Genomic DNA, 8,481 nt, shown 5'->3' on the forward strand with positions numbered 1-8,481 from the left:
GCCGAAGAACAACGGGAGCGGAAGCGCCACCAGAATGAAGTCGTATCGTGACGCGTCCGAGACGATGCTGTCGCTGAATGTTCGTGTGCGCATTATACCACCTATTCGTGAATAACTGGCCGATAATACAAATTCGTTACGCCGCTGTCATGCGGTTTGACAGATTTCTGCTGGGCGCGCCGTGGACCTGACGGTGCCTGTCTGTGCCGTTATTTGCCCCAGAAGGGGTCGCGACGGCGGTGCTTGTCGAGATAGCCGGAGAGCGCTTCGAGTTCGTCCACGGGGATGTCGTCGCGGAGTTCCTGTTCGAGAATCTTCGCGTGCTTCTCGGGAAGTTCTATCCAGAGTTCGTCGCCTTCGTCGATTTGGCGGCCCACAGTCGGGCCGTCGATGGCGATACTGACGCGCGACCCGGCACGGGCGCTCGACACGTCTTCACCATTTTCCTGGATACCGGACAGTTGCCCGACGCGTTTTGGCTCGTTGCCTTCCCACTTCACGACGTTCATGTTGTTCTTGATGGTCCCGGCCATGACTTCGACGCCGACGACGGCGGGACTGCTCTGCCGGAAGACGTGGTCTTCGAGGATGCGGAAGCGACACGGGCGGACGATTTTGTCGAGGATGGTCTCCTGTTGGGCCCGCTTCATCTCGTCGACGAACTCCTCGTACTCTTCGACGAGTTGGTAGATGACGTCGTCGTCGAACAGTTTGACTTCGCCTTTGTCGAGTTCGTCCTGCGCGTTCGAGAGCACGTCCACGTTGAACCCGAGGATGACCTTGTGTTCGGGTTCGCGGGCAGTCGACGCGACGGCCACGTCGCGGGGTGCGATGTCGCCGACTTCGGCGCGAAGGATAGGGACTTCGGCCTCTTGAAGCGCGTTCGCCATCGCTTCCAGACTGCCGAGTGTGTCGGCTTTGACGACCACGCCCTCCTCTTCGGTGGTCACTTCGATGTCCGCGAGTTCCGCTTCGACTTCGCGGATGACTTCGTCTACGTCACGGTCACCGACGACCCGGACGGGTGCGCCGGCCATCGCGTCTTCGAGGTCGGGGGCGGCGATTTTGACACCGGCGGCGGCGCGGACTTCGTCCACCTTGTCGAATCGCTTCTCGGTGCGAATCTCGGCGTTCGGACGGGGTTGGAGGAGTGCGCGAACCTCGGTCACGATGGGTTCGTTCGCGCCGCCGACGACGATGGTGTCGCCCGCGTGAATCGTCCCGTCGTAGAGGACCACGTCGAGGGTGGCACCGAAGCCACGTTCCTCTTTGACTTCGAGGACCGTCCCGTAGCCCGGTCCGGCCACGTCGATAGCCATCTCGTCTTTCATGTACCGCTGCGAGAGGCCCATGAGGACGCCGAGGAGGTCCGGGATGCCCTCGCCGGTCAGCGCGGAGACGGGGACGACACCGATGTTCTTCTGGAAGTTCTGGACGCGCCAGTAGAAGTCAGACGAAAAGCCCTTGTCGGAGAGTTCGCCGATGAGTTGGTAGAGACTCTCGTCGAGTTTCGACTTGGCGCGTTTGGACTGTTTCTCCAGCGACTTCTGGATTGGTTCACCCTGTTGTGGGTTCCATCCCGGCGTCGTGTCCACCTTGTTGGCGGCGACGATGAACGGCGTGCCCGTTCGTTTGAGGATGTCGATGGCCTCCTCGGTCTGGGGCTGGAAGCCGTCGTTCACGTCCACGACGAGGATGGCGATATCGGCGAGTGCGCCACCGCGAGAGCGGAGCGTACTGAACGAGTGGTGGCCCGGCGTGTCGATGAAGAGGAGTCCCGGGAGGTCGAAATCGTCGGGCTTGACGAGGGCACCGGCCATCTGCGAGACGGTGTCTAACGGGACTGCAGTGGCCCCGATGTGCTGGGTGATGGCCCCGGCCTCACCCTCGCTGACGGCGGACCCGCGAATCTTGTCGAGAAGACTCGTCTTCCCGTGGTCGACGTGGCCGAGGACGGCCACGATGGGTGTGCGAAGCGTATCGGATTGTGACGTCGAATCAGTATCGGACATGGAGAATCGCCCCGGAGAAGGTTACTTACCCGATTCGAGTCGGTGACTCAAGTTAAGTCCATCGTCACGTGTGCACGGAATCGTACACTGCACCGATTCCCCGGACGGCAGTCCTGCCCGATTCGTCGACCATCTGCCGTCGTGTTGGGCGACCGACGCGTGAGTACGTCGGCCACCCGTCAGACGTGCCCGTGGCGTTTATGGTAACCCACGAGGAACGTTCGAGCATGGCCGACATACTCGCCGAGAACCTCTCCGGGAAGGCCGTCATGGGGTCGGACGGGACGGAACTCGGAATGCTGTACAACATCACCATGGACCTGAAGTCGGGTGCACTCCACGACTTGCTCGTCCAACCCAACGAAGAACTCGCCCCCGGTCGTGTGGCGTTCGACCGCGACGACCGCGGCCGGTTCCGCATCCCGGTGAACCGCGTGCAGGCAGTCAAAGACTACATCGTCGTCCAACGATAGACTCCTCATGCGGATTCTCGACTCTTCTGCGTTCATCCACGAGTACCACACTGACGACGAGACGGCGTCGATTCCGCTCGTCAAAGAAGAACTCACCGGCGAACACGCCTTCCGGTTCGACGCACAGGAAGGGGCCGGTATGTACGTCCACATCCCCGGGCAGGGAACCGTCGACAAGGTGCTTCGGGCCGCCAGGGAGACAGGCGACGCGGACGTACTCTCCGAGACTGACGCTCGTCTCATCGCCGCCGCGTTCGAACTCGACGCGGTTCTCGTCACCGACGACTACGCGATGCAGAACGTCGCCGAGCGACTCAACGTCACCGTCGAAGTCATCGCCCAGGACGGCATCTCCGAGCAGCGAAGCTGGAAGTTCCAGTGTCAAGGCTGTGGCCGTGAGTTCGACGAGAACAAAGAGCGTTGTCCCATCTGTGGGATGGGCCTCGCACGAAAGAATCCGGCGTAGGCCGACAGTCCCCCGCCGTTAGAGCAGTCCGGTCGCCTGCGCGTAACTCGCGAGGAACTGGACTGCGTTGAACAGACCGTGAGCGACGGCAGCGACGAGGAGATTGCCGCTTTGCTCGTAGATAATCGCGAGGACGCTCCCGAGGACGAACACCATCCCGAGCGAGATGAGCATCCCTTCACCCGAGAACGACCAGAGGTGGATAGAGGCGAACACCGCACTCGACAGGACGACGGCCGGGGCCGGTCCCCAGAGGCGGCGGAGTTCGCCGTACGCGATACCTCGGAAGATGAGTTCTTCGGTCGGACCCACGAGGAAGATAGTGACGGCGGTGAGATAGAGGAAGTACACCGGGTTCTCGCGGCCCTGCTGGGCGAGGACGCTCTCGCCACTCTGGATGTTGAGGACGTTCATCAGCGCCGTCGCGGCGAGGTAGACGACGAGGAGGGCGACCAGACCGCCGCCAATCCACAGCATATCTCCCTTCGAGGGGCGTTCGAGGCGGATGATGTCCCAGTCGTCGCGAGACGCGAGGTACGCGAGTCCGACGACGCCGAACCCGACGAACTGGCCCGCGCTGGCGATGGCGTCCACGAGCGGGTCCGACGACGCGAGGAATCCTCTCCCGATACCACCGGCGACGGAACCGAACGTCGCACCGACGATGAGTGCGAGGGCGACGACGATGATGATGCCGCCGTACGCTTGGAGGTGGTCGCCGGGACTCGCCGCCGACTGGGCGGAGTCGTGTGCCATTGGTCTTCCATTCGGAATCAGGCCGCATAACGGATTCGGGTCTCGTTGCGTTCGACGCCGCCGTCTGTTCACGTCCGAGAGACAGTCTGGAATCTGTCAACCTACCGTCTATCCTAACCTGATAGAGAGCCTATACGACGTGATGAGTGCACCTCAGCAACTTCACGAGTTGCTATCTGAGGGGAACGAACTCAACGTCGTCTGCCACAACAATCCCGACCCAGACTGTCTCGCGAGTGCCCTCGCGTTGGGCCGAATCGCCGCTGCTGCCGGCATCGAGGAGTCACACATCCACATCCTCTACGACGGTGACATCTCGCACCAGCAGAACCGCGCGTTCGTCAACCTCCTCGATATCGACCTCAGCACGTTCGACCCGAAGACCATTCGAGACCGCCCCCCAGAGTCGTTGCTCGCGTTGGTCGACCATTCGGTTCCCGGTGCGAACAATCGGATTCCGAAGGAGACGCCCATCGATATCGTCATCGACCACCACCCCGCGGACGGTGTCGATGCCCGATTCGTCGACCACCGCGAGGATATCGGGGCGGCGGCGACCATCCTCACAGAGTACGTCGAAGCCCTCGGCATCGACATCGACGAGGCGCTTGCGACGGCACTCTTGTTCGCGATTCGTCGAGAGACGCTCAACTTTCTCCGCGGCGTGACACGCGAGGAGTACGAAGCGGCAGCGTTTCTGCACGAATCGGCAGATGACGAACTCCTCCACAGGTTATCGGCACCTTCGGTAACAGGGGAGACGCTCGATGCAATCTCGACTGCAATCGAAAATAGACGGGTGAAACGGTCGGTCCTCGTCTCGCACGTCGGCCGAACCACGGAACGAGACGCACTTCCACAGGCCGCAGACTACCTCGCGACTCTGGAGGGCGTCGAAACGGCCATCGTCTTCGGCGTCATCAACGGCGCAATCCAACTCAGCGCCCGGTCACCAGACCCGCGTATCCACGCTGGCAACGTCCTCAGAAGAGCGTTCAGCGACGTGGGAAGCGCCGGCGGACACCACGACGTCGCAGGTGGCGAGATTCCACTCGGCATCTTCGCCGACTACAGGAGTGACGACGAGACGTTACTCGACATCGTCGAACAGGTCGTCACCGCACGCCTCTTCGCCGAACTCAAGATATCTGCCGATTCGAAGAAGTGACTGTCAGTGGGACTGACCCAACACGGACCGCGTCTGTGGTCGGTGTCGTCGGGTCGGCAGGGCCGATACATCTGATCTCCACGTGGTTCTCCGAACCTCCTCGAACGTCCGACAGTCTAGTGCTCGATACGGTCTCTACTGGCTGAGCGTACGATAATAACGAATATTTTGACCGCTAATTTATGTTTCTAAATAACGTATGTTTGTCGTAAATGCGCCTCGTTCACGTACTCATCCCAATCGGCAGACTGGAGGACGTCCTCGACGAGTTGGACGACGAAGGAATCGACTACGCTGTAAGCGAAGAGATCGGACGAGGAGAGTACGAGGCGCAGGTTTCGTTCCCACTTCCGACGAGCGCAGTCGAACCGGTGTTGACCCGACTTCGGAACGTCGGTCTCGAAGAAGACGGTTACACTATCGTCGTCACCGCCGAGACAGTCGTCTCGAAGCGGTTCAGCGAGACGAAGAAGAAGTACACCGACCTGTCGCTGTCACGTGCAGAACTCGTCTCGCGTGCCGAGGATATGGCACCGCCGCTGTCGACGTTCGTCGTGATGACCATCGTCAGTGCTGTCGTCGCGACGACGGGGTTGCTGTCGAACTCTGCGGCGGTCATCATCGGCGCGATGATTATCGCGCCCGTCATGGGGCCGGCCATCTCGGCGTCTGTCGGGAGCGTGCTCTACGAACCGAAACTGTTCCGCCGAGGCGTCGGATTACAGGTGCTCGGCGTGTTGCTCGCCATCGCGAGCGGACTCGTCTTCTCACTGCTGGTCAAAGAGACGCTACTCGTGCCACCGGGATTCAATCCGATAGAGGTCCCGCAGGTCCAAGAACGACTGACGCCGAACATCCTCTCGCTGGTCCTCGCAGTCGGGGCCGGTGTTGCGGCCGTGTTCAGCCTCACTCGCGGTGTGTCGTCGGTGCTGGTCGGTGCGATGATTGCCGTCGCGTTGGTCCCGCCGGCGGCAACCGTCGGCATCGGCATCGCGTGGGACGCCCCACTCGCGATACTCGAAGCGGGGACCCTCCTGCTCGTGAACATTCTCGCGGTGAACCTCGTGGCACTCAGTCTCCTGTGGGTGAGTGGCTACCGTCCAGTAGCCGAAGGTGATGCGGGCTACGCTCGAAAACGGACCATCCAACTGCTCGGCATCATCACGTTCGCGCTCCTCGTCTTGGGCGTCGTCCTCTCTGGCGTGACGCTCCTGTCGATTGCCGACGCCCAGTTCAAGGAGAATCTGAACGACGAGATAGCCGACGTGCTCTCACAACAACGGTATCAGAACGTCCAACTCGTCGAAGTGCACATCGACGTCTCGCCCGTGCAGGGTCTCCTGTTCAGTGAAGAACCCGAAGTGACGATTCTCGTCGACTCCCCCGGTGGCGTCCCACCCAGTGGGTTAGCCGAAGCGATTCGCACGACAATCAAAGAAGAACAAGGGTACGACGTCATCGTCCTCATCGAAGCTGTCGACGCGTCCCGCCCTGCTGACGACGAGGCGACGATGACGGAACGGGTGACCGTTCCCGCCGGGCCAGTCGCCTCGTAGGTTCGGAGTCTCCTTATTCGACGACGAGTCGCTCTTTGTCCGCCACTGCGTCCGCCTCTTCGAAGTCGCCGCCACCGAGGAGGCCGCGGGCGGCGCGTTTGCCCCACTCGACGGCCGGTTGGACGAAGGTATCTACGTTTGCGAGTTCACCGTAGAGGACACAGGCCGCTTCCATCGCGTAGAGGAGTTCGCCGAGGCTGTACTCGTCGACGCGTTCGAGTTCGATGCGGACGTTCGGGCGGTCGGCGGCGACGAGACTCGCTTCCGTCGCCTCGAACTCGGCGTCGAGGAGTTCACCGAGTGAGGACCCGCCGAGGTACGCGAGGCCGTCGAGGTCCGTCTCCGGGATGTCGACGTCGTCGCGTTCGGTGGCGCGGACGAGCGTGACGAGTTTGTCGCGCGGACCGGCGCGGTACAGTTGGAGTTGGGAGTGCTGGTCTGTCGCCCCGAGGGCGCGAAGCGGCGTCTGGCCCAACCCATCTTTGCCGAGCGATTCGGCCCACAACTGCGCGAACCACTCGGAGAACGTCTCCAGTGACTCGGCGTAGGGCATCATCGCGTTCTGGAGCATCCCACGCTCGGCGAGAGCGAACGAGACGGCACCGTAGGCGTACGCAGGCGAGTCGAACAGCGAGTCGGAGAGACGGGCCTCCTGTGCGGCCGCCCCGTCCAGAATCGCTTCGATGTCGTGCCCGCAGATGGCCGCGGCGGCGAGGCCGACGGTCGAGAGGACGGAGAACCGCCCGGGGACGCCGTCGGGAACCGGGAGAAGTGGCAGGTCGTGCTTCTCGGCGAGGTCACGGAGGTTTCCTTCCTCGCCGGTCGTGACGAACGTTCGGTCGGCCCAGTCGACGCCGGCGTCGGCCATCGCCTCGCGGACGACGAGGAAGTTGGCCAGCGTCTCGGCCGTCGTCCCGGAGCGTGAGACGACGTTGACGACGGTCTGCGAGAGGTCCAGCGAGTCGAGGAGCGAGTCGACCGCTTCGGGGTCGACGTTGTCGAGGTAGTACGCGTCTACGTCGCTGTCGAGGGCGTCTGTCAGTGTGGCCGCGCCGAGGGCACTCCCGCCGATGCCGACGGTGATGACCGCGTCGGGGTCGTCGAATCGGCTGACCGCCTCACGAATCGCGTCGGGGTCGGTCGTGCTCGGAAGGTTCAGCGCTTCGTAGCCGTGTTCGTTGTCCTCGCGTCCCTGTTCGATACGGTCGTGGGCGTCCGCGACGCGCCCGTCGAGTCGTTCGAGCGTCTCGCGTGAGACACCGTGGGCCGACGCCGTGTCGAGGACGTTCCCGAGGTCTACCTGCATGGTACTTCGCGCGTCGGCCGGCGTGAAAACGACACCGGTCGGTTTAATCGCGGTCACTCCTAATCGACGGCTAATGGCAGACGACTACGGCGGCGTCTTCGGGGCGTTCCCGTACGCGTTCCGGCACAGCGAGTCGTGGCTGTTCAAACTCTACGTGCTCGTGGGTGCCCTCGCGTCCGGTATCGTCTCGTTGTTCGTCATCTTCGGACTCGTGGTCCTCATCGGCGCGACGGCGGCCGTTCCCGGTGGGTCGCTCACTCTTTCGCGGTCGTTCTACGTCCTCGTGGGACTGTTCATCGTCGCACCGCTCGTCGCGCCCGTCCTGTTCGTCGCACGGCGACACCGAAAGACCGGGTCGGACCGGCGGTACGACGTGAGTCTCGCGTTCACCGGGTTCCTGTTCATCCTCTCGGTGTACGTCGGCCTCGTCATCTCGGTGCCGGCGGACTTGCAGACGGTCCCTGAACCGTTCACGCTCGGACCCATCACCGTCTCGGCGCTCGTCCCCGTCGTGGAACTCCTCTACGCGCTCCCGTCGCTGTACGGCATCCTCCCGCCGGTGGTGTGTGCCGCGGTGATTTACGGGGCTCACCGACTGCTTAGGTGAGTAGTGACCGAACCTCGATGCACCGAGCCAGAATGGTACTGTCTTCATACTTGAACACTCGCAGTCGTCGTTTCACCGAGAGCGTCCGTGTGAACCATCGCCAACCGGGTCGAACGCGCCCGAAACGGGCAAAAGGC

Annotated in this window: 8 protein-coding genes; 5 read left to right on the top strand and 3 right to left on the bottom strand. The window is 62.5% G+C overall.

Annotated features, from left to right (window positions below; translation table 11 throughout):
• Positions 1 to 209 precede the first annotated feature (209 nt).
• Positions 210 to 2,012, bottom strand: a complete 1,803-nt coding sequence (gene infB, locus AUR66_RS02810) for a translation initiation factor IF-2 (RefSeq protein WP_058571002.1) — start codon at positions 2,010 to 2,012, stop codon at positions 210 to 212.
• 227 nt (positions 2,013 to 2,239) lie between these two features.
• Between infB and AUR66_RS02815 the strand changes: the two genes are divergently transcribed.
• On the top strand, positions 2,240 to 2,485 hold the full coding sequence (locus AUR66_RS02815) for a PRC-barrel domain-containing protein (protein ID WP_058571007.1): 246 nt from the start codon (positions 2,240 to 2,242) through the stop codon (positions 2,483 to 2,485).
• 7 nt (positions 2,486 to 2,492) lie between these two features.
• Positions 2,493 to 2,951: an NOB1 family endonuclease gene (locus AUR66_RS02820; RefSeq protein ID WP_058571003.1), complete on the top strand. Its 459-nt coding sequence runs from the start codon at positions 2,493 to 2,495 to the stop codon at positions 2,949 to 2,951.
• 18 nt (positions 2,952 to 2,969) lie between these two features.
• Here the strand turns inward: AUR66_RS02820 and AUR66_RS02825 are convergent, their stop codons facing one another.
• Positions 2,970 to 3,707, bottom strand: a complete 738-nt coding sequence (locus AUR66_RS02825; RefSeq protein WP_058571004.1) for a CPBP family intramembrane glutamic endopeptidase — start codon at positions 3,705 to 3,707, stop codon at positions 2,970 to 2,972.
• Positions 3,708 to 3,849: 142 nt separating this feature from the next.
• Between AUR66_RS02825 and AUR66_RS02830 the strand changes: the two genes are divergently transcribed.
• Both AUR66_RS02830 and AUR66_RS02835 read left to right on the top strand, forming a co-directional pair.
• Positions 3,850 to 4,875 carry a DHH family phosphoesterase gene (locus tag AUR66_RS02830; protein ID WP_058571005.1) on the top strand — a complete coding sequence of 342 codons (1,026 nt, stop codon included), beginning with the start codon at positions 3,850 to 3,852 and terminating at the stop codon, positions 4,873 to 4,875.
• A 212-nt stretch (positions 4,876 to 5,087) separates the two neighbouring features.
• Positions 5,088 to 6,431: a TIGR00341 family protein gene (locus tag AUR66_RS02835; protein WP_082682106.1), complete on the top strand. Its 1,344-nt coding sequence runs from the start codon at positions 5,088 to 5,090 to the stop codon at positions 6,429 to 6,431.
• A 13-nt stretch (positions 6,432 to 6,444) separates the two neighbouring features.
• Here the strand turns inward: AUR66_RS02835 and AUR66_RS02840 are convergent, their stop codons facing one another.
• Positions 6,445 to 7,737, bottom strand: a complete 1,293-nt coding sequence (locus AUR66_RS02840) for a glucose-6-phosphate isomerase (RefSeq protein ID WP_058571008.1) — start codon at positions 7,735 to 7,737, stop codon at positions 6,445 to 6,447.
• A 73-nt stretch (positions 7,738 to 7,810) separates the two neighbouring features.
• Between AUR66_RS02840 and AUR66_RS02845 the strand changes: the two genes are divergently transcribed.
• Entirely contained in the window at positions 7,811 to 8,344 is a 534-nt protein-coding gene (locus AUR66_RS02845; protein ID WP_058571006.1) for a hypothetical protein, read from the top strand.
• Positions 8,345 to 8,481: the final 137 nt, after the last annotated feature.

It is taken from the genome of Haloferax profundi (genome assembly GCF_001469865.1).
Taxonomy (GTDB): Archaea; Halobacteriota; Halobacteria; order Halobacteriales; family Haloferacaceae; genus Haloferax; species Haloferax profundi.

Excerpts from the sequence above, each read along its gene's own strand:
- AUR66_RS02840 (WP_058571008.1), bottom strand. The coding sequence starts at position 7,737 with ATGCAGGTAGACCTCGGGAACGTCCTCGACACGGCGTCGGCCCACGGT.
- infB (WP_058571002.1), bottom strand. The coding sequence starts at position 2,012 with ATGTCCGATACTGATTCGACGTCACAATCCGATACGCTTCGCACACCC.
- AUR66_RS02820 (WP_058571003.1), top strand. The coding sequence starts at position 2,493 with ATGCGGATTCTCGACTCTTCTGCGTTCATCCACGAGTACCACACTGAC.
- AUR66_RS02815 (WP_058571007.1), top strand. The coding sequence starts at position 2,240 with ATGGCCGACATACTCGCCGAGAACCTCTCCGGGAAGGCCGTCATGGGG.
- AUR66_RS02825 (WP_058571004.1), bottom strand. The coding sequence starts at position 3,707 with ATGGCACACGACTCCGCCCAGTCGGCGGCGAGTCCCGGCGACCACCTC.
- AUR66_RS02845 (WP_058571006.1), top strand. The coding sequence starts at position 7,811 with ATGGCAGACGACTACGGCGGCGTCTTCGGGGCGTTCCCGTACGCGTTC.
- AUR66_RS02835 (WP_082682106.1), top strand. The coding sequence starts at position 5,088 with ATGCGCCTCGTTCACGTACTCATCCCAATCGGCAGACTGGAGGACGTC.
- AUR66_RS02830 (WP_058571005.1), top strand. The coding sequence starts at position 3,850 with ATGAGTGCACCTCAGCAACTTCACGAGTTGCTATCTGAGGGGAACGAA.